Raw genomic sequence first — 22,386 nt, 5'->3', positions numbered from 1 at the left:
GGAATTATTTTCGTTTTCGCGCATTGAGCGAATCAACAAAAGCCATCGCTAAACCCACGGCTAACCCGGCGATGTGTGCTCCGTTCGCCATCGACATCCCAAACAAATCAAACCATCCGGCGACAATCCAGATCAGCGCGAAGATGATTAACCCACGTTGCAGGTAAATGCCACTTTGCGGATCGCGTTCGCCACGTAGCCAGACGTAGCCCATCAGCGCATACACCACGCCAGAAAGCCCGCCAAACCACGGCCCGCTGAATTTTTGCTGCACATAGCCACTTAACAGGGCGCTAATGAGAGTAATGACAATTAGCTTACCGCTACCGAGGCGTTTTTCCACCGCACCGCCGAGATACCACCACCAGAGCAAGTTAAAGAGGATATGCATTAGTGAGAAATGCATTAACGCATGGGTGAAGTAGCGCCAGAACTCAAATTTCAGCGTCGGATCGAATGGCCAGGCCAACCATAGCATCACGTCCTGATCGCCAAGGATTTGCATGGCGATAAACACCAGCACGCAGGCGATCATCATCACCCAGGTTACCGGACCTGCACGTTCACGCAAGGCAGCAAAGAAAGGATAACGGCGATAATGCAGGCCACTGCCGGTATGGCCCGCCTGCCAGCTGGCAGCGAGATAACGCGGATCAGCCGGGTTTTCGAGAAAACGCGCCAGCTCCGCCCGCACACGTTCAGCCTGGGATTCATCCGCCAGCCAGACATCGCTTTGATTATGTTGTTGAATCGTGAGGATAACACCCTGCGTCGCCATGTAATCGACAAACGCCTGCGCCACGCGGGGGTTAGCAAAAGAGGTAATCATCAACATTGTTGCTGTCGCTTATTCCACACAAAAGGGGACAGTATAAAGCCTTACGCGCCGTACGCCACCTCTGTGGGAAACTGACGTTGCCAGGCTTCAAAACCGCCATCAATGCTATAGACCACATCGTAGCCCTGTTGCAGCAGATACTGCGCCGCGCCTTTGCTGCTATTACCGTGGTAACACATCACCATCACCGGCGTATCGAAGTCGTTATCACGCATAAACGCGCCCAGTGTGTCGTTAGTCAAATGGAAAGCCTGCGCCGCATGCCCCATTGCGAAACTCTGTGGATCGCGAATATCGACCAGCACCGCCTCTTTTTCCTGCAACTTCTGGTGCGCGTCGGCAACGTTAATACATTCGAACTGATCCATGCGTCTCTCTTTCTTTACAAACAAGTGGGCAAATTTACCGCACAGTTTACGTCGAAGCGGCAGATAAACGCCATAATGTTATACATATCACTCTAAAATGTTTTTTCAATGTTACCCAAAGCGCGATTCTTTGCTAATATGTTCGATAACGAACATTTATGAGCTTTAACGAAAGTGAATGAGGGCAGCATGGAAACCAAAGATCTGATTGTGATAGGTGGCGGCATCAATGGTGCTGGTATCGCGGCAGACGCCGCTGGACGCGGTTTATCCGTGCTGATGCTGGAAGCCCAGGATCTCGCTTGCGCGACCTCCTCCGCCAGTTCAAAACTCATTCACGGTGGCCTGCGCTACCTTGAGCACTATGAATTCCGACTGGTCAGCGAGGCGCTGGCCGAACGTGAAGTGCTACTGAAAATGGCGCCGCATATCGCCTTCCCGATGCGTTTTCGCCTGCCGCATCGTCCGCATCTGCGCCCGGCGTGGATGATTCGGATTGGTCTGTTTATGTACGATCATCTAGGTAAACGCACCAGCCTGCCGGGATCAACCGGTTTGCGTTTTGGCGAAAATTCAGTGTTAAAACCGGAAATTAAGCGCGGATTCGAATATTCCGACTGTTGGGTTGACGACGCCCGTCTGGTACTCGCCAACGCCCAGATGGTGGTGCGTAAAGGCGGTGAAGTGCTTACTCGTACTCGTGCCACTTCTGCTCGCCGCGAAAACGGCCTGTGGATTGTGGAAGCGGAAGATATCGATACTGGCAAAAAATATACATGGCAGGCGCGCGGCCTGGTTAACGCCACTGGCCCGTGGGTGAAACAGTTCTTCGACGACGGCATGCATTTGCCCTCGCCTTATGGCATTCGCCTGATCAAAGGCAGCCATATTGTGGTGCCGCGCGTGCATACCCAAAAACAAGCCTACATTCTGCAAAACGAAGATAAACGTATTGTCTTTGTGATCCCGTGGATGGACGAGTTTTCCATCATCGGCACTACCGATGTAGAGTACAAAGGCGATCCAAAAGCAGTGAAGATTGAAGAGAGTGAAATCAATTACCTGCTGAAAGTGTATAACACGCACTTTAAAAAGCAGTTAAGCCGGGACGATATCGTCTGGACCTACTCCGGCGTGCGCCCACTGTGTGATGACGAGTCCGATTCGCCGCAGGCCATTACCCGTGATTACACCCTTGATATTCATGATGAAAACGGCAAAGCACCGCTGCTGTCGGTATTTGGCGGTAAGCTGACCACCTACCGCAAACTGGCGGAACACGCGCTGGAAAAACTAACGCCGTATTATCAGGGCATTGGCCCGGCATGGACGAAAGAGAGCGTGCTGCCGGGTGGTGCCATTGAAGGCGACCGCGATGACTACGCCGCCCGCCTGCGCCGCCGCTATCCATTCATTACGGAATCGCTGGCGCGTCATTACGCACGCACTTACGGCAGCAACAGCGAGCTGCTGCTCGGCAATGCAGGGGCGATAAGCGACCTCGGGGAAGATTTCGGTCATGAGTTCTACGAAGCGGAACTGAAATACCTGGTGGATCACGAATGGGTCCGTCGCGCCGACGATGCCCTGTGGCGTCGCACGAAACAAGGCATGTGGCTGAATGCAGAACAACAATCTCGTGTGAGTCAGTGGCTGGTGGAGTATACGCAGCAGAAGTTGTCGCTGGCGTCGTAAACTAACGTAAGGTGGCCAGGTCAGATTTCAATCTGACCTGAGACTGATGATAAACAAAAAACCTGCCTGATGCGCTACGCTTATCAGGCCTACGTGATTTATGCAATACATTGAATTTGCACGATTTTGTAGGCCGAATAAGGCGTTCACGCCGCATCCGGCATGAGCAAAGCGCACTTTGTCAACAATCTGAGGTCAAATTTCAAACTAACCTACTTTTTGATTCAGGGAATTACCGCAAAGCCCACGCCATCATACCCAACGTAACAAAACTCAGACACATTACCCACTCGCCCCACTTCTTCCTCTGGCTTCTATTTTTGCTACGCCACTGGCAATAATATCCCAACGCAAAACCAAGCTGTGCACTTATCGGGCCGACAAAGCCAGTCCACGGTTGGGACCAAAATGGCGAAAAATTCAGTGGGAGCCAGACGACTGTCAGAAAGAAACTGCGCATATTTTCCAGCAACGCAATTTGCGCTGGCGCGACATAAAAAATGATATTCCACAGGAGCAACCAGAAATAAACTGGTGCGAATACCAGCCAACAATGGAGTCTGCTTTTCAATTCAGATTGAGTTCTGCGAGCAAATTGCCAACCGACGCAGCACATTACACAGAAGAAAAGCGCATATTCGACCGATAACCAAAGTTGTAATTCCAGAAATGAAATACGCCTGATCATGAGCGGGATAGAGAACAGTATCTCCCCCAGAAAACTCAGCGTTATAACAGAAGCAGCCAGCGCAACTACCGTCGGCCATATCAACAACGGTACAATAATAAAGCCGAGAATTAGCGGGGGAATATAAAGTCTGATTTTATTCATCTTTATTGTCCTGATGATTCGGATGATTCGGATGATGCGTCATACATCGCGCATAAACACTCATCAACCATCCAGTCATCTTCCCAGACCTGATATCGTGTGCCCTGTTCAGGCTGTTTAAGCGGGTTTTCAATCGATTGCCGCGCGCGTTCTTTCAGGATGGATTGCTTGTTGTCAGCCCAGGTATTGATTTGGGCGGTAATAGCTTTATCGTCATCATCCTGCTCAAAGCTACTATTTGTTCCTGCTGACTCAGGCAATATTCACAACAAACCACACATTGCTTCGGCACTGGATAACGGTGAAAGGTGTGATATATCTGCTCAATTAATGCCTGCATGGCGGGGCTGGGTTGCATAATTATCCCCTCGCCCGCTGGTCGCGTGTAAACGGTTGATAAACAAAACGAGCATTCGCCGCGTTCAGGCGAATAATAGTAGTATCCATATTATTTCTCCTGCTTTAAGGTTGCGTTTTATACAGCGGCACATAGCCCACATCTTCTACCAATTGCTGCCCCTGCGGGCTTAAAAACCAGTCGACGAACTTCTGCGTCTCCGGCGTGGGGTTTTCACGCGTCACCATATAAGCATCAATTATGTACGGATAAGTGCCGTTACGGATATTTTCCTCTGTAGGCGCAACACCGTTTATAGCCAGCAGTTTGATCTGTTTGCGCATTTTGAGCATATTGTCATTCATACGTGTGACGTAATAGTGGAAGGTGTATCCAATGGAAGATGGTGTGTTTTGATAGTCGGCGACTTCGGTAATTAAACCGCCCATAAGATCAATAACAGTGGATTTTTTGGCTGGCAGCATTGGAGTGTCTTGCATAACCAGTCCCTTCATAACCGTTTGGCTTCCAGAATCTTCTGGCCGCTGCCAGACTTTTATGCGGTCGTCACCACCGCCTACTTTATTCCAGCGACTCACTTTACCGCTAAAAATGTCTTTGACCTGCTGTTCGCTAAGCGAATTAACCGGGTTTTTGATATCAACGATAAAGACAAAGGCTTCGCGGGCAAACGCGGTATATTTCAGCTTAACTCCCGCTTCTTCTGCACGTTTTTTCTGTCCTTCAGAAGGTTGCGCGACAAAAATAACTGTCGCAGTACCTTTAATCAGACTATCGTAGGCTTCCGCTGTTCGGGTTTGCTGTAAACCATACGCCTGCCAGGCCAGCGAAGTTTGATCCGCATCTTTCGGCTCCGGTACTAATTCATAATATGCAGAAGCATACAGCGGGTATAAAGCTGTTGCACCGTACACTCTCGGCCATCTTGACCAATCATCGCTGTAACGTAATTCAGGTTCTCCCCGCAGAGAAGTCAGTCCCCGACTCTCTTCTTCCCTGACACTGTTATAGTAGGCTTCCCGGTCGGCGCATCCCGCCAGTAATACTGCACCTAACAGTAAAACGCCTGTGAATTTATTCATCGCGCTGATTCCTTTGCATCGAATTTTATTTCATTGTTGGATACATCGGCACATATCCCACATCTTCCACCAGGCTCTGCCCTACCGATGGCTAAAAGCGGGCTAATCCGTTTCTGCACTGACTCACATATCACTGATATTCCACCCGTAAAACAGCCAGGGCGTTATAACGCCCCGCGGCAGGTAGTCGCCCTGTGGTACTGACGGGGAGAGACAGAAAAGTCACGTCTGCCGTCTGAGCGGATGCTGCCCGGTTTTCTATTAACTTAAATGGTACTCCAACATGAGTAGCAAGAGCGTTCAAATCTACGGACTCCTGTTGGCTATCCATAATCATAATGCCAACGTCTGGGTTATCCTCCGCCTGAAGAATACTTTGCCGACCGTTAACATCTCTCGTTGATGAAATATTTCCATCAAAAACCAGCGTCATTACGGCATCAATATCTTTGTTCGTGCAATTGATCGGAATAGTGGTTGCAACTGGAGAAATACCTGTTGGCTTCACTCCAGCGCCAGCCCGACTTAACTCACTAGCCCAGACATCAGGCATATTAACGGTAAAACTGGTGCCCTCATTAATTGTGCAGCCTTGTGGAACCTCAATATTTAAGTTGCCAATATAAGCATTAAATACAGGAACGGGGCCATGTTCAGTTGGGAACTGGCTAACGTACAAAGAAACTAGTAGCACACTATTTATTGAGACATCGGATATTATTTTTTTATCCAGTCTGATTTTTATATATCCCTCTGTTCCTGAGGTCCAATCAGATGGTTTACTTCTGTCTGCTGGATAATTGGTGCTATAGTTATCAAAAGGTACTGTTTTATCTGTCATTGTGCCATTTTTATTATAGAGTTTTATATGTGTCGAGACAGATATTTCATGAGTCAGAGGAATAAATATATCGCTCCCCTGATGATCACCAGATGCTCCCGATGGGTCAATGCCAGACACACCGGAAAAATAAACTTCATAATCATCAAGAGAATTGCAATATGCCTTATAACGCCCTATTTTCCAGTTCTGCGTTGGTAATACCGTTCCAGGAGAGTTATTATTGACATCAGAGACAGTAATAGTACCAAAATTATAAGAAAATACTGCTGGCGTACTGTTATTACCAGGAGAACCAGGATAACAAAAAGCGCGATCACGTCCCATATCTTCAGCATACACAATGTTATAGAAATTACTGATTAAAAGAATAGAAAATATAAAAATTGCTTTTACATTTCCCCAAAAACAAGTAAACATCATGCCTCTCCAGTTATCCATGTATCGCTGCTGTACCCATAGCATTATTTTGCAAAACATTTAATTTCACACTCCATACAGGTAAAGCATTATTGTAAAGATCCAACGTCTGCCAGTTAATCTCGCAATATCCTTGCCCCTGACACCAATTCTGTTGACGATGGCTAAATGGTGCGACCATGCCACTATTTATGTTTTTACCATCAATAGATAAATTATAGAGTGTCACATACCAGGGTGTAGGATTAAAAACAGTGACAGCCTCATGGCTTCGCGACCAGCGTAACTGCTGATAAGCGTTAAGTGGATTACCTGATAACGCCTCCGGGCGATAAAATATTTTCATCCGGTTGCGTACAGCTACATGGAGTTGATTTTCGTGCTTAAGTTGTGAGTCTTGTTCCTGAGCAGGTAACGCAGCAACATTCAGTATAAATAAACTCTCACGATCTGTAGGTAACTGACCATCTACGCGATTAATTCTTATTTTGGTATTTTTATCTTGTTTAAGTACCAATAATGGTGGCGTAGCAATAAATGCCTTATCTGGAAGTAAAGGCTGAGATTCTACTGTCCCATTTAACTGACGTCCATCATCAGGTGTCACGGAAATTTTAACCAGCATATCTTTACTGGCAGTATTTTTAAGCTCGACCGAAATTGATGACTGCTTTTCTGGGTAAACAAAACGGGTACCGCCAACGACAACCCCTGCTTGCGCATTTACGCAACAGATTAAAAAGCATATCAGCACATTAATCATAAGTGACGATAAAGGAAACTGATGCATTCGCATCTCCTGGTTGGACATCATTTTTTATCGCTTTATAAGCAGCAAAGAAATGCAATGTATTATCTACCAATGGCGTAAGGGCATAACTGGTACTTTTTATACCATTACTAATACTTTGTTTGTTGTTATCATAAATAGCCAGTGCTAACCCCTCAACAGATCCCTCTTCCAGTTTATACAGAGTGGTATCTTCACTCACAGATGCTCCATCAAATTTGATATTGGCATTACTGACATCACTGCCACATCGGGTTAATTTTATAGAGAAGTCAATTTTTTCAGTGATATCTCCTGAATTTTTAACCCTATAACTGGGAACATCAGGCATGTTAACCGTGAAATTTTTAGACTCATCGGCAACAATACAAGTCTTTGCCGTTATTATTCCTTCGATGCGTACAACACCTGTATGCGTTGTATCATCAGCAATGGATGACATGGATATCACAGAGAATAACAGAGCAATTAAATTCCAATAGCGCGTCATATTATCCTCACTGATAGTCTATATCAAAGTACAACAGTGCATTCGCCTGCCCCGCATGTACGTTTTGCTGAGTTGACTTATAGCGGAGTTTAAAGGCCAAACTGGCATCACCATTATTATCTAAAACTAATTCCCGGAAGCCTGACTCACCATTAATTGCTATAATTTTATCATTGCTATCTAAAATTTCGACGCCCACTCCAGTTGCACTATCTGCACTGGAAGTAAGGCGTAATAAGGTGGTATTGATAGCATCTGTATCCCCGCTAAACCGCACATTAGCACTAACTCCTGAACTATAAACAGTGCTGGTTGTCGTTGGACACCCTTCCAGATTTATTGTAAATGTACGGCTACCAGAAACATCTCCCACATTTAAAAAATCATTGACGTCATAAGTTCCCATGTTTACTGGCTGGTCTTTACTTCCAGCTGTAATATCACACGTTTTTGCTAATAACTGGCCTGTAAATGTGACCACTACGGTATCGTTAGCCAGTGCATTATATGAAACCACCATCATGGATAATGAAGTGAAAATTAATAGAATAAATTGCTGTAATATATTCATCAGCGGCACTCCAGATTTGCATAGCTAATAGCATTATCTAGCTCACTTTCCGGTAATTGATAGCTTGCCTGACATTGCTGATAAGAACTTTCTCCCCACTGTATATTTATTATGCCTTGCAAAGGCAAACCGGAGAGATAAACCTGCCCACTGTCACCCACTATTCCTGTAATCTGAGTGGTTCCCTCAGTGGGTACACTGGCCGTCGCACCAAATGGAACTGGTTTATTACGATAGCTCAAATTAAATAAAGCACGAATACCGACATGGGCATTAAACTCAGCGCGAACTAAAGCGCCTTTACTGGGTATCACTTCCATGCTAGTGGCATCTAATTCTGTATGCATGTTCATAGACATAGGGTCTAAAGAGATATTATTACGCCGATATTCCGTGGCATAAGGTACGACAGCATAGCCACGCCAGTCTGTTTTAACCCCCGTTCCGCGCTCCACATTTACATTGTTTGCCCCAGGTGCTTTTATCAGTATATTTGTTTCACCTAACGGCTGACTTAGCGTGATACCATTTTCGTGAACAACCATGGCACCACTTAAACCATAGTTAAATTGCTGGTTACCATTATTATCGTAGCTGTATCCGGAATTTAGTGAACCATAAGTACCGCGGTAATTTAAACCTACCGAGCCATTTCCGGTATTATTCTGATTGGCAAAATTTTGTTGAATATTATAGTTGAGATTATGTTCTTCCAGCAGTGAGCCAGATACTCCAGCATACTGATTCACATGACCGCTATTATCTTGACTGTAACCATAGGTCGCTGTCATAGAATTTGTCGCAGTGCGTCCATCGACTGCTGGTGATAACCAATTGCTGATCGGCAATGATATATTGACGGATAAGATTCTGTCCGCATCTGAACCTGGTGATTTGCTGTAATTATAAGCAATATTTAAATAAACCCCATGCACACTCGTATTATAGCCAACCTGGTATAAGGTATCTTTATTATTCGTATTCCAATAAGTTTGTTGACTCGCTGCCAAATACATAGAGCCATATTCGCCCAATGGTTGAGATATATTTGCCTGAAACTTTCCTCTTTTGTTATAACGTAAATTATAAAAATCATTCCAGTTATAAACATAGTCTTTTTCATTAAGGGTATCTGGATCGATAACCGTACCCGACATTTGTTTGTATGTGGTATCACTCAACGAATAAAATCCCTCCGTCGAGTAGCGATAACCAATAATCTGAAAAGCTGTACCTGTTTGCACTAACGATTTTGAGTATAGAAAACGGTACGATTGCCCTTGATGTTTACTGCCATCAGCAAGTGTGCTATTGGCTTGCGTCAAATCAAATGAGGTCGCACCAAACATACCAAGGTTGAACCCAAGCCCGAGTGCTATTGCCCGATAATTATCAGAGTATTGTATCCCTCCATAGGCGGTAATATCCCAGGGTAACCCCCAAATCACATCGCCTTGAAAGATATTCGGATTATTTTGATTATAGCTATTACTACGATATTTACCGGCCGTCGCAGAATATTTTATATGTCCTTCGCGTTGAAGGATGGGCACAGCGGCGTAAGGAATAGTATAGACAGTTTCGGAATTATCAGACTCTTTGATCGTAACTTCCAAATCCCCTGCGGAAGACGTAGGGTTCAGATCGTTGATTTCAAAAGGCCCAGGGGGAGTATAGGTCTGATAAATAACATAACCGTTTTGTTTAATCGTTACCTGAGCATTACTCTTAGCAATGCCGCGCACAGTAGGAGCAAAGCCACTTTGGCTATCCGGCAGCATGTTTTCATCGGACTCAAGTTTAGCACCACGAATACTCACGCTGTCGAAAACATCTGATGAAGACCAGGTATCACCCAGTGTTAATTCACTTTTGAACGGAATAATTACCCGTTGTAACGTACTACTCACATGTGCAATTTTACCCGGAGAATTACCTGAACGACTCCATGTAGAATAATCACGAAAACGCCACGCCCCTAAATTTAAACCTGAACGAAGATTTAAATAATAACTATCAGACGCATAGTCTCCACGATCGCTGTTACCAGAAAAGTCATAATTAATAAGAACAGCCGGGATACCATTATCCCATTCCTCAGGTGGGATATAACCACGTGCTTCATGCTTTAATATTGCCTGCGGGAAGGTCAGTTTGAGTCGTTGCGCATCCAGTTCAGGAGTATATTGAACTTCAGCAAACCATATACGTAAATCGAGACAATGATTTCCCTCTGCTTGCGCCTGCTCCGGCAATGCACTTTTGTTAATTCCTAAAGTAACTAACTCATCAAGCGAAAAACAGGGAATCAACTGATTCTGCTCATCAGCTTTGAAAGTAACCTTACGTGATGCCAAAGGCGAATCATTGACCCATATTTCAACCTCATAGCTACCTGGCAGATACGTCATCCCTTTCTCAAAACGAGATAAATCAGCAACAGCTTCTGTATCACCCGACAGGAATGCAGGATTAAAGCGCATACCCGCCACTGAACACGTAGGCAAAAGTGTCAGGAGAAGCGGTATACACAGCCCCATCTGCTTTTTCCTTGCCATCCAGTGTTCGAGTTTTCTGAGCTTTAGGTTCATATCCCTGACCTGAGTTGCTTTAACGTTTTAATCTTCCAGGTTTATTGCATCGTTCCCTTTTGCCTGGCCGTTGTGGCACCGTAATCATTGATAGTTTGATAAGTAATTTCGCCCGCTAACGTCACCGGAGAAGAAACTGTGATGTCACTTTTCGGGGGAACAAACGCATTGGGTAATTTTGCCCCTTGCACCCTGATTCCTGTCACCGTCAGATAATAGGGAGAAGGGTTAATGACTCTCAGCTTTTTAGCTTCGTATTTAAATCGCAACATATCCCGTGCTTTACCAGCTTGAACGGGTAAATTAGTCGGACGGTAAAATAATTTAATTCTGTTTTGTAACGCCAGTTGTAACGTGTTTTTCTGGGTATTCTTCTCATCCGTTGGCGGAATCGCTTTCACATTCATCCAGAATAATGTTTCGCGATCAGTCGGTAACTGCGATTTGCCAATAAACATTATCCTCAATGATGCCTCTTTTCGGGTTGGCAACATAAATAAAGGAGGCGTAACCACAAAATCCTGACTTTTTTTACTGCTTTGATTGTCATCAATCCATGACTGGATTAAATAGCTGGTGTTAGCCCCACCATTCTGTACACTTAACGTAATTTGCTGACTGTCAGATGGATAAACCAGACGCGTAGAACCAAGACCGAAACCACCCGCAGCCATAGCGTTGACAGATATGGCGGACAGCAAAAATAGAGCCGCTGCCCTTATGGCATATTGAGTCTTCAGCAAAGAATTTATATTTCTATTGGCTAAACATTTATTTTTTGAAATCCATCTCATACTGCATCCTTGTAGATGAAATTAATTGTAATTGCTGATACGTGTCTATTTATTATAAATAAACACGTAATATTAATTTCAGGCTACAATTAACTGTAACCTGAAATTATCTTGCTGTAATTATTCGTACAGCACAACGAAACTTGCCGTAGCTTTCACCAGACCTGGTGCAACGGTACTACCGTTCTGCGCATAGCCCGCGGTAAATGCGGCAGTATAATCATGTTTGGCTGCATCGCCAGGAATCACGTAAGCTGCCGAAGAACTACTCCCCTGAGGAGTTTGTGTATTCAGTTTAATCAGACCATCAGCTGTAGTGTTTTTAGAATAAATACGAATCCCTACACCTGTTGCACCTGCTTCGCCAGTACTATCAGCATCAGCGGCCCCTTCAACTTCATTGGCAAGCGTCTGGTTGGCACTGTCTGCTACGCCAGTAAAACGAAATTCAATGTTTTGACTGTCTGTATTGCTGCAGTCGGTCAGTTTAATGTTGAAGTCAGTCTGGTTACTGGCACCCGTTGCTTCGGTATCAATGCCCGTGAAAGCGTTAGAAGGTACGACTGGCAGTACCACTTCAATCTGTTTCGATTCTGTAGCAACCTTACACGTCGCTTTAACCACACGACCAGTAAAGCGGATGTTTCCGCCCATCGCATCGGTGTTGCTATCCATATCGGTGAGTTTTGGATAATCAACGGTGCTCCAGTCTGTATCCGCACCACCAAATTGTGATGCATCGCCTGGCGCTGCAGTTACCGCAGTTGACATCAGCATACCTGATGCGAGTAAAACTACGGATAAATTAGATAGATTGAATTTCATTTATACCTTTCCTTTTGTTAAAAAATCCAAGCAATATTGGCGATTATTTTTACATTCAGCTTTAACAAATCACATTATTTAAATGAATAAAGCTGGTGTGGTTAATCCCAGAAAAATTAAGAGATAGAATGGCTGGAAAATATTATATGAGCTGCTTGGTAATGTAACTAAAAGAATCAATGCTCGCAATAATTGACTTTATATAAAAATACAGTCATTTGAAAACAAAGGAGTTTATTTTAGAAAGAAGAACTGAGAAGTGAGTAAATATATAAACACGACAAATGATTTATTATTTATTTATAATGTTCGTTATATGGAACATTCCCTGATGAGGTACCTTATTAATAAATAACAAATATTAATTATATATTGATAGCATATGTAAATTTTCATGATATTTTGTTTATCTGATATAAAAATGCCGTGTGCCCATTAACGGTAGCTTTAAGGGAACACACGGCAGTTATCACTTTACGAACTTACAATCTCACTGGATCAATATGCCAGATATGATCGGCGTACTCTTTTATCGTACGGTCTGAAGAGAAGTAGCCCATATTGGCGATGTTCAGCATCGCTTTTGCAGTCCACTCTTCCTGACGCTCGTAGAGTTCGTCGACTTTATCCTGACAATCGACATAGCTGCGATAATCCGCCAGCACCTGATAGTGGTCGCCAAAGTTGATCAGCGAATCAACCAGATCGCGGTAACGGCCTGGGTCTTCAGGGCTGAACACGCCGCTGCCGATTTGCGTCAGCACCTGATGCAGCTCTTCATCTTTCTCGTAGTATTCACGCGGTTTGTAACCCTGACGACGCAGTTCTTCCACCTCTTCCGCAGTGTTACCAAAGATAAAGATATTGTCATCACCGACATGATCCAGCATCTCGACGTTCGCGCCGTCCAGCGTACCGATAGTCAGCGCGCCGTTAAGAGCAAACTTCATGTTACTGGTGCCGGAGGCTTCCGTCCCCGCCAGTGAAATCTGTTCAGACAGATCGGCCGCCGGAATGATCAACTGCGCCAGACTAACGCTGTAGTTCGGAATAAACACCACTTTCAGCTTGTCGCCAATCTGCGGATCGTTGTTGATCACTTTAGCAACATCGTTGATCAAATGGATAATGTGCTTCGCCATGTAATAAGCCGAAGCGGCCTTGCCGCCAAAAATATTCACGCGCGGCACCCAATTAGCATCCGGATCGGCCTTGATACGGTTATAACGAGTGATAACGTGCAACACATTCATCAATTGACGTTTGTATTCGTGAATACGTTTGATCTGCACATCAAACAGCGCCTTCGGATTCACCACCACATTCAACTGCTGGGCGATGTACTCGGCCAGACGTTTTTTGTTATCCAGCTTCGCCTGATGCACCGCATGGTTGACCATCGGGAAATCACAGTGCTGTTGCAGCTCGCTCAGCTGGCTAAGGTCGGTGCGCCAGTTACGGCCCAGGTGTTCGTCCAGCACGGCTGAAAGCGATGGGTTTGCTACTGCCAGCCAGCGACGCGGCGTCACACCGTTGGTAACGTTGGTGAAACGACCCGGGAAGATTTTCGCAAAATCAGCAAACAGTGACTGCACCATCAGGTTAGAGTGCAACTCCGAAACACCGTTGACTTTATGACTCACGACAACCGCCAGCCAGGCCATCCGCACACGACGCCCGTTGGATTCATCAATGATTGACGCCCGTCCCAGCAGGTCAGTGTCGTTCGGATACTGCTCTTGCAAGGTTTTCAGGAAATAGTCGTTGATTTCAAAGATTATCTGCAAGTGACGCGGCAGAATTTTACCCAGCATATCTACCGGCCAGGTTTCCAGCGCCTCGCTCATCAGCGTGTGGTTAGTGTAAGAGAAGACCTCGCAACACACTTCAAAAGCGTCATCCCAGCTGAATTTATGCTCGTCAATCAGCAGACGCATCAATTCAGGAATCGACAGCACCGGATGGGTGTCATTGAGATGAATCGCGATTTTATCTGCCAGATTATCGTAGGTTTTATGCAGCTGATAATGGCGGCTTAAAATGTCCTGAATGGTCGAGGAAACCAGGAAGTATTCCTGACGCAGACGCAGTTCACGCCCGGAATAAGTGGAGTCGTCCGGGTACAGTACGCGAGATACGTTCTCGGAGTGGTTTTTGTCTTCCACCGCCGCGAAGTAGTCACCCTGATTGAATTTACCCAGGTTAATTTCGCTACTGGCTTGTGCGCTCCATAAACGCAGGGTATTAGTTGCGTCAGTGTCATAGCCGGGGATTATCTGGTCATAAGCAACGGCCAGAATTTCTTCAGTTTCAATCCAGCGAGTTTTCTTGCCTTCTTGCTGAATACGTCCGCCAAAACGCACTTTGTAGCGCGTATTGTGTCGTTTAAATTCCCACGGGTTGCCGTACTCCAGCCAGTAGTCCGGTGACTCTTTCTGGCTGCCGTTAACGATGTTCTGCTTGAACATGCCGTAGTCGTAACGAATACCGTAGCCGCGACCTGGTAACCCTAAAGTCGCCAGAGAATCCAGGAAGCAGGCCGCCAGACGCCCCAGACCGCCGTTACCGAGGCCAGGGTCATTTTCCTCATCAATCAACTCTTCGAGATTCAATCCCATCGACTCCAGCGCTCCCTGGACATCGTCATAAATACCTAACGACAGCATGGCGTTGGAGAGAGTACGACCGATCAAAAACTCCATCGACAGATAGTAAACCTGACGAGTTTCTTGCGACAGCTGGGCACGATTCGAGCGTAACCAGCGCTCCACGAGACGATCGCGCACAGCAAATAACGTTGCGTTCAGCCATTCATGTTTATTGGCAACGACAGGATCCTTGCCAATCGTAAACATCAGCTTATAAGCGATAGAGTGCTTAAGAGCTTCTACGCTAAGCGTGGGCGATGAATATGTAAACGGAGCATTCATATAGGCGTTTCCTGAAAACTATTTCAAGCGATAGTAAAGCTCACGGTACGACTTCGCCGCGACCTGCCAGCTAAAATCCATTGCCATAGCCTGACGTTGCACAAACCGCCACAATGAAGGGCGGGACCACAGAACAAAAGCGCGTCGAATAGCCCGTAACAACGACCAGGCATTACTATCTTCAAAGACAAACCCACTGGCGACGCCATCTGCAAGGTTCTCAAGAGAACAGTCAGAAACCGTATCAGCAAGCCCACCGGTACGCCGCACTAACGGCAGCGTGCCGTACTTCAATCCATAAAGTTGCGTTAAGCCGCACGGTTCAAAACGACTGGGCACCAGAATGACGTCCGCGCCGCCCATAATGCGATGCGAAAATGCTTCGTGATAACCAATCTGTACACCAACCTGACCGGGGTGTTCCGCTGCTGCAGCAAGGAAACCTTCCTGCAATACCGGATCGCCCGCGCCGAGCAGCGCCAGTTGTCCACCCTGTTCCAGAAGGCCCGGTAAGGCCTCTAACACCAGATCCAGGCCTTTCTGGCTGGTCAGACGGCTCACCACTGCAAAAAGCGGCACTTTATCGTCAACCTTAAGCCCCATTGCGATTTGCAACTGGCGCTTATTCTCCGCTTTATCCTCCAATGAATCGCGGGTGTAACGCGAGGCTAAAAGTAAGTCCGTCTCTGGACTCCAGATTTTCTCGTCCACGCCGTTCAGTACGCCGGAAAGTCGTCCTTCACGATGACGCTGCTGAAGTAAACCTTCCATACCGTAGGCAAACTGTGGTTCAGTAATCTCGCGAGCGTAGGTCGGACTAACCGCTGTAATATGGTCAGCGTAATACAGTCCGGCTTTCAGGAAAGAGATTTGCCCGTTGAACTCCAGCCCGTGAACATTAAAGAATGACCATGGCAATTGGATGTCATTCATGTGATGTGCATAAAACATGCCTTGATAGGCCAGATTGTGCACAGTAAACACCGACTTCGCCGGACGCCCGCGTGCCGCCAGATACGCAGGCGCAAGGCCTGCATGCCAGTCGTGCGCGTGCACTACATCAGGGCGCCAGAATGGGTCCAGCCCACTGGCCATTTCTGCCCCGACCCACCCCAACAGCGCAAAACGCAACACGTTGTCAGTGTAGGCAAATAAGTTGGTATCGTGATACGGGCTTCCGGGACGATTGTAGAGATGCGGCGCGTCAATCAGGTAAATACCAACCCCGTTGTAATGTCCGAACAGCAGCGTGATATGCCCGGCAAAGGTATCACGACGAGATACCACCTGCGCATCGGTCACGCCACGGCGAATATCGGGAAATGCAGGCAACAGTACGCGAGCGTCAACGCCGTCTGCGATTTGTGCTGCGGGTAATGCCCCAATAACATCAGCCAGACCGCCGGTTTTAAGCAGCGGGAACATCTCTGAACATACATGTAAAACCTGCATTATCGCTCCTGTTTATACCCTAACTTCCGTAGCATTTCGCGCGTAACCAGCACGATGCCTTCTTCTGAACGATAGAAACGACGTGCATCTTCCTCTGCATCCTCACCAATCACCATGCCTTCCGGAATGACACACGCGCGGTCAATGACACAGCGGCGCAGACGGCACGAGCGACCTACCCATACTTCCGGTAACAATACGGCGGAATCAATGTTGCAGAATGAATTAACACGAACGCGCGAGAACAGAACGGACTGCACCACCACTGAACCAGAGATTACACAACCGCCGGAAACCAGTGAGTTAAGGGTCATCCCATGGCTACCGGAGCGATCCTGAACGAATTTCGCTGGTGGCAATGATTCATTGTAGGTGCGAATTGGCCAGTTGCGATCGTACATATCCAGTTCCGGCACCACAGAGGCCAGATCAAGGTTCGCTTTCCAGTAAGCTTCCAGCGTTCCCACATCGCGCCAGTACGGCTCGGCGTCTGGGTCAGACTGTACGCAAGAGAGAGGGAATGGATGCGCATAAGCCAGGCCTTCTTCGGTGATTTTTGGAATCAAATCTTTACCAAAGTCGTGGCTGGAATTTTCATCACGATCGTCTTCTTCCAGCAATTCATATAGATAGTCGGCGTCAAAGACGTAGATACCCATACTCGCCAGAGATTTGCTCGGATCGTTTGGCATTGATGGCGGGTTAGCAGGTTTTTCAACAAATTCGATAATTTTATCGTTTTCATCGACTGCCATAACGCCAAATGCAGAGGCTTCTTCAATCGGTACTGGCATACAAGCAACAGTACAACGCGCACCTTTTTCGACGTGGTCGATAAGCATTCGCGAGTAGTCTTGCTTGTAGATGTGGTCACCAGCCAGGATCACCACATACTCCGCTTTATAGCGGCGGATAATATCGAGGTTTTGAGTTACCGCGTCTGCGGTACCGCGATACCAGTTTTCCCCTTTCATTCTCTGCTGCGCGGGCAGCAGGTCGACAAACTCGTTCATTTCTTCATTGAAGAACGACCAGCCGCGCTGAATATGCTGCACCAGGGTGTGAGACTGGTACTGGGTGATCACGCCCATACGACGGATCCCAGAGTTGATACAGTTGGACAGCGCAAAGTCGATAATGCGGAACTTACCGCCGAAGTGTACGGCAGGCTTTGCTCTCTTATTGGTTAAATCCTTCAGGCGGGTACCACGTCCTCCCGCCAGTATCAGGGCAACAGATTTCAATGGCAGCTGGCGCGCCAACATTAAGTGATCGTTCTTCTCTAAACTAACCATGACTAACTCCTTTTTTATCATCTCTGGAACACACACAATCCGTGTGCAGGTCCCGGCCAGACAGCCGTAATCACTGGGTTATCCTCTCCAGCGAATGGGGGAATGGCGTGCCACTCCCCAGCAGGTAAAACAATCTCTGTTACCTCAAGCGTGGCGTTTATTGCGATCAAAAAACGATCCGAAAGCAAAATTTGCAGCTGCTTTGGCCCGTTTTGCCACTCATCCGAGCTTAAAGGTTGAGCATATCGATTCAGCCAACGGACATTGCCATCGCCTTCTTCCCACCAGCGATCCTCTACCAAAGCAGGAATGCGCTTGCGCAAATGGATTAACGCGGCGGTAAACCCCGTTAACCCACTGTTTGCCTGCGACCAGTCCAACCACGTTAGTTGGTTATCCTGACAGTAGGCATTGTTATTGCCATGCTGGCTGTGACCATGTTCATCACCTGCCAGTAACATCGGCGTACCCTGGGAGAGCAACAACGTCGTTAACAGGGCGTGAATGCTGTCGCGCCGCCGTTCAATCAAATCAAGAGTACCGCCTAACCCTTCTTTACCATGATTGTTACTGTAATTGTTGTTGGTCCCGTCGCGATTTTCCTCTCCATTTGCTTCATTGTGTTTATGGTTGAAACAAACGCAGTCGCGAAGCGTAAAACCGTCATGCGCAGTGACGAGATTAATCGCAGCGCTCGGCAGACGGCCATTACGTTTAAAAACATCGCTGGAGGCGGCAAAACGCCCGGCAAACTCACCCAGCGACAAGTTATAGTGCAGCCAGAAACGGCGTGCGGCGTCGCGGAAATGATCATTCCACTCGGCAAACAGCGGTGGGAAATTGCCCACCTGATAACCACCTGGCGCGATATCCCACGGTTCGGCAATCAACTTCACTTGCGAAAGCACTGGGCAATTCTGGATAGCCGTAAACAGCGGCGCATCCTGACGAAACTCCGGTGTTCGCCCCATGACTGCTGCGAGATCGAAGCGGAAACCATCAACGTGGCAGGTTTCCACCCAGTAGCGTAGACAGGCGCTGGCGTACTCCACTACCGCCGGATGGCTCAGATTGAGCGTATTACCACAGCCGGTCCAGTTGTGATAATCGCCGTCTTCTCTTATCCAATAATAGCTACGGTTGTCGATCCCGCGCAGTGAGAATACCGGGCCGTCCAGGTCCAGTTCCGCACTGTGGTTGAGTACGATGTCGAGAATAACTTCAATACCCGCCTTGTGCAGGGCTTTCACTGCGTCGCGGAATTCGTCCAACGCCGTTTCGGGCGAGCTGGCATATGCCGGATGCAACGCAAACAGCGCCACCGGATTGTAGCCCCAGTAGTTACTTAGCCCCATGCGTTGCAGGCGCGGTTCACTGGCAAACTGCGCCACTGGCAACAGTTCCAGTGCGGTAATACCCAACCGTTTTAAATAGTTGATCATCACCGGATGGCCGAGCGCTTTATAGGTGCCGCGGATCTCTACCGGGATCTCCGGATGCAGATAGGTTAATCCTTTGACATGGGCTTCATAAATGATGGTGCTGCCCCACGGCGTGCGCGGCGGGGCATCATCCTCCCAGTCATAGTGATCGACCACCACCACGCATTTCGGCGCAATGGCGGCGTTGTCACGATAATCAGGTTCATTATGGCCTGCATGCAGCAGCGGGTTATCTTTAAACTCACCCTCAATTTGCCGCGCGCAAGGATCAATCAACAACTTCGCCGGGTTAAAGCGATGCCCCACGGCAGGTTGCCAGGGGCCATGTACGCGATACCCATAGTGCAAACCCGGGCGCGCATCCGGCAAGTAACCGTGCCAGACATCGCCGCTGCGTCCTGGCAAGTCATACCGGTGTTCTATGCCCTGAGCGTCAAACACACATAGCTCTACCCGCTCAGCATGAGCGGAAAAGAGCGTGAAGTTGACGCCCTGGCCATCATAGTGCGCGCCAAGGGGAGCAGGTTTGCCAATGGCGAGTTGTGTCATTCTCCCTCCCGCACCAGCCAGATAGTGGCCAGCGGTGGTAGAGTAAGGCTCAATGAATGCTGACGACCGTGGCTGGCGATCTCATAGCTATGTACCGCGCCGCCATTGCCAGCATTGCTGCCGTGGTAGTGCATGGAATCGGTGTTGAGAATCTCACGCCACTTACCTGGCTGATTAATGCCAAAGCGATAATCATGGCGCGGCACCGGCGTAAAGTTGCTGGCAACGATAATTTCGTTACCCTCTTTATCGCGACGCACAAAGATCAGCACCGAGCGCTCATGGTCATCCACCACCAGCCATTCAAAGCCGTAGGCGTCGAAATCCAGCTCGTGCAGAGCTTTGTGGTGACGATAAGTATGGTTCAGATCGCGTACCAGTCGCTGGACACCGTGATGCCAGTTGTCGCCACCTTCCAGCAGATGCCAGTCGAGGCTGGCATCGTGGTTCCACTCACGCCCTTGGGCAAATTCGTTACCCATGAACAACAGTTTCTTGCCCGGGAACGCCCACATCCAGGCATAGTAGGCTCGCAGATTGGCAAACTTCTGCCATGCATCGCCTGGCATCCTGTCGAGAATCGATTTTTTGCCGTGCACCACTTCGTCGTGCGACAGCGGCAGGACGAAGTTTTCAGTGTAGTTGTAGAGCATCCCGAAGGTGAGTTTATTGTGGTGGTATTGACGATAAACCGGGTCGAGCTTCATGTAATCCAGAGTGTCGTGCATCCAGCCGAGGTTCCACTTGTACCAGAAGCCCAGACCACCAATATCCTGCGGGCGGGAAACGTTCGGGAAGTCGGTAGACTCCTCCGCCATCGTTACTGCACCAGGAACTTGTTCACCGATAATACGGTTGGTATTGCGAAGGAATTCAATCGCTTCCAGATTCTCGCGTCCACCATACTCGTTCGGGATCCACTCGCCTTCTTTACGGCTGTAATCACGATAAATCATCGAAGCAACCGCATCGACGCGCAGCGCATCGATACCAAAACGCTCGATCCAGTACAGCGCATTACCAACAAGGAAATTGCTGACTTCACGGCGGCCATAGTTGTAAATCAGGGTGTTCCAGTCCTGATGGTAGCCTTCACGCGGATCGCTGTGTTCATACAGATTTGTGCCGTCAAATTCGGCAAGTGCAAAGTCATCTGTCGGGAAGTGACCCGGCACCCAGTCGAGAATCACGTTCAAACCTGCTGCGTGGGCGGCATCAATGAAATAGCGGAAATCATCGCGAGTGCCAAAACGGCGAGTTGGCGCATACAAACCTGTCGGCTGATAGCCCCAACTGCCATCGAATGGATGTTCGTTAATTGGCAGCAGTTCGAGGTGGGTAAAGCCCATCCATTTAGCGTAAGGCACCAACTGTTCGGCAAGTTCGCGATAGCTTAACCAGAAGTTGTTGTCTGCATGACGACGCCATGACCCCAGGTGAACTTCATAGATAGAAATTGGCGCATCAAACTGATTCGCTTTTTTGCGCTCTTCGGTCTGCACGACCTTTTCAGGCAGTCCGCAAATAAGGGAAGCGGTTTCCGGGCGCATCTGCGCTTCGAAGGCATAAGGATCAGACTTCAAACGCAGATTGCCATTGGCATCAATCATTTCGTATTTATAGAGCTGACCGTTATGCGCGCCAGGGATAAACAGTTCCCAAATGCCGCTCTCTTTACGCAGGCGCATCGGGTGACGACGACCATCCCAGTAGTTGAATTGCCCAACAACCGAGACACGGCGGGCATTTGGCGCCCAGACAGAAAAACGCGTGCCGGTAACGCCATCCATAGTATCTGCGTGCGCACCTAAGGTTTCATATGGGCGCAGGTGGGTACCTTCAGATAACAACCAGGCGTCCATTTCCTGGATTAAAGGGCCAAAACGGTAAGGATCATCAATCAGATTCTGCTGGCCATGCCAGACAACCGCCAACTGATAGCGGAAAAAATTTTTACGCCGAGGAACGACGCCGCTGAAGAATCCACGAGAGTCGAGACACTCCAGTTTAGCGACTTTGCGTCCAGTTTTTGGTTCAATTACCCACACATCGGTGGCGTCAGGTAAAAGGGCACGGACTTCCAGTCCCGCTGTGGTTTTATGCATTCCAAGTACGGAAAAAGGATCCGCAAAATGACCTGCAATTAGCGCGTTAATCACGTCTCTATCGATACGATCGGACATGCTTGTCTTCCTGTTTTATTGTGTCACCCCATCCAACTAA

Annotated in this window: 17 protein-coding genes and 1 pseudogene; 1 reads left to right on the top strand and 17 read right to left on the bottom strand. The window is 47.7% G+C overall.

All coding sequences use genetic code 11. The annotated features are described in order from the left end of the window. Positions 1-4: 4 nt before the first annotated feature. Both glpG and glpE read right to left on the bottom strand, forming a co-directional pair. Positions 5-835, bottom strand: coding sequence for a rhomboid family intramembrane serine protease GlpG (gene glpG / locus FEK42_RS09750; RefSeq protein WP_130221379.1), 831 nt, complete (start codon positions 833-835; stop codon positions 5-7). A 44-nt stretch (positions 836-879) separates the two neighbouring features. Continuing rightward, positions 880-1,206, bottom strand: a complete 327-nt coding sequence (gene glpE, locus FEK42_RS09745; protein WP_130221378.1) for a thiosulfate sulfurtransferase GlpE — start codon at positions 1,204-1,206, stop codon at positions 880-882. Between the two features lie 189 nt (positions 1,207-1,395). Here glpE and glpD point away from each other — a divergent pair, with 189 nt between their 5' ends. Further along, positions 1,396-2,901, top strand: a complete 1,506-nt coding sequence (gene glpD, locus FEK42_RS09740) for a glycerol-3-phosphate dehydrogenase (RefSeq protein WP_135493059.1) — start codon at positions 1,396-1,398, stop codon at positions 2,899-2,901. A gap of 232 nt (positions 2,902-3,133) precedes the next feature. Here glpD and FEK42_RS09735 read toward each other — a convergent pair whose 3' ends face one another. The 15 genes and pseudogenes from FEK42_RS09735 to glgB all read right to left on the bottom strand — a co-directional run bounded on the left by FEK42_RS09735 (position 3,134) and on the right by glgB (position 22,346). After that, positions 3,134-3,733, bottom strand: a complete 600-nt coding sequence (locus FEK42_RS09735; RefSeq protein WP_130258709.1) for a hypothetical protein — start codon at positions 3,731-3,733, stop codon at positions 3,134-3,136. Positions 3,734-3,735: 2 nt separating this feature from the next. Then, positions 3,736-4,091, bottom strand: a pseudogene (locus FEK42_RS09730) (hypothetical protein). Positions 4,092-4,195: 104 nt separating this feature from the next. Beyond that, the gene (locus FEK42_RS09725) at positions 4,196-5,173 is read right to left on the bottom strand and encodes a PstS family phosphate ABC transporter substrate-binding protein (protein ID WP_135495242.1); all 978 of its coding nucleotides are present in this window, start codon (positions 5,171-5,173) and stop codon (positions 4,196-4,198) included. A 130-nt stretch (positions 5,174-5,303) separates the two neighbouring features. Then, positions 5,304-6,434 (bottom strand): fimbrial protein, encoded by a 1,131-nt coding sequence (locus FEK42_RS09720; protein WP_171020822.1) that lies wholly within the window; start codon positions 6,432-6,434, stop codon positions 5,304-5,306. 13 nt (positions 6,435-6,447) lie between these two features. Then, positions 6,448-7,224, bottom strand: a complete 777-nt coding sequence (locus FEK42_RS09715) for a molecular chaperone (RefSeq protein ID WP_135493060.1) — start codon at positions 7,222-7,224, stop codon at positions 6,448-6,450. Next, positions 7,190-7,714 (bottom strand): fimbrial protein, encoded by a 525-nt coding sequence (locus FEK42_RS09710; protein ID WP_135493061.1) that lies wholly within the window; start codon positions 7,712-7,714, stop codon positions 7,190-7,192. The genes FEK42_RS09715 and FEK42_RS09710 overlap by 35 nt, the downstream gene beginning before the upstream one ends. A gap of 7 nt (positions 7,715-7,721) precedes the next feature. Then, positions 7,722-8,285 carry a fimbrial protein gene (locus tag FEK42_RS09705; RefSeq protein ID WP_135490445.1) on the bottom strand — a complete coding sequence of 188 codons (564 nt, stop codon included), beginning with the start codon at positions 8,283-8,285 and terminating at the stop codon, positions 7,722-7,724. After that, on the bottom strand, positions 8,285-10,876 hold the full coding sequence (locus FEK42_RS09700) for a fimbrial biogenesis usher protein (protein WP_167852533.1): 2,592 nt from the start codon (positions 10,874-10,876) through the stop codon (positions 8,285-8,287). Before FEK42_RS09700 ends, FEK42_RS09705 begins: the two co-directional genes overlap by 1 nt. A 41-nt stretch (positions 10,877-10,917) precedes the next feature. Continuing rightward, on the bottom strand, positions 10,918-11,670 hold the full coding sequence (locus FEK42_RS09695; protein ID WP_135559220.1) for a fimbria/pilus periplasmic chaperone: 753 nt from the start codon (positions 11,668-11,670) through the stop codon (positions 10,918-10,920). Between the two features lie 120 nt (positions 11,671-11,790). Continuing rightward, complete coding sequence (locus tag FEK42_RS09690) at positions 11,791-12,495, bottom strand: fimbrial protein (RefSeq protein WP_130209033.1); 705 nt, start codon at positions 12,493-12,495, stop codon at positions 11,791-11,793. 482 nt (positions 12,496-12,977) lie between these two features. After that, a complete protein-coding gene (gene glgP / locus FEK42_RS09685) occupies positions 12,978-15,425 on the bottom strand; it encodes a glycogen phosphorylase (RefSeq protein WP_130209035.1) in 2,448 nt (815 codons plus the stop codon). A gap of 18 nt (positions 15,426-15,443) precedes the next feature. After that, a complete protein-coding gene (gene glgA, locus FEK42_RS09680) occupies positions 15,444-16,877 on the bottom strand; it encodes a glycogen synthase GlgA (RefSeq protein ID WP_130209037.1) in 1,434 nt (477 codons plus the stop codon). After that, the gene (gene glgC, locus FEK42_RS09675) at positions 16,877-18,172 is read right to left on the bottom strand and encodes a glucose-1-phosphate adenylyltransferase (protein ID WP_130209039.1); all 1,296 of its coding nucleotides are present in this window, start codon (positions 18,170-18,172) and stop codon (positions 16,877-16,879) included. The genes glgA and glgC overlap by 1 nt, the downstream gene beginning before the upstream one ends. A gap of 17 nt (positions 18,173-18,189) precedes the next feature. After that, a complete protein-coding gene (glgX, locus tag FEK42_RS09670) occupies positions 18,190-20,163 on the bottom strand; it encodes a glycogen debranching protein GlgX (protein WP_130209041.1) in 1,974 nt (657 codons plus the stop codon). Continuing rightward, positions 20,160-22,346, bottom strand: coding sequence for a 1,4-alpha-glucan branching enzyme (gene glgB, locus FEK42_RS09665; RefSeq protein ID WP_138211818.1), 2,187 nt, complete (start codon positions 22,344-22,346; stop codon positions 20,160-20,162). The genes glgX and glgB overlap by 4 nt, the downstream gene beginning before the upstream one ends. Positions 22,347-22,386: the final 40 nt, after the last annotated feature.

Origin of the sequence: Escherichia sp. E2748 (assembly GCF_005781125.1) — a bacterium.
In the GTDB taxonomy this organism is placed as follows: domain Bacteria; phylum Pseudomonadota; class Gammaproteobacteria; order Enterobacterales; family Enterobacteriaceae; genus Escherichia.
The sequence above is the reverse complement of the archived record's forward strand: the minus strand, read 5'-3'. Positions and strand labels throughout refer to the sequence as shown.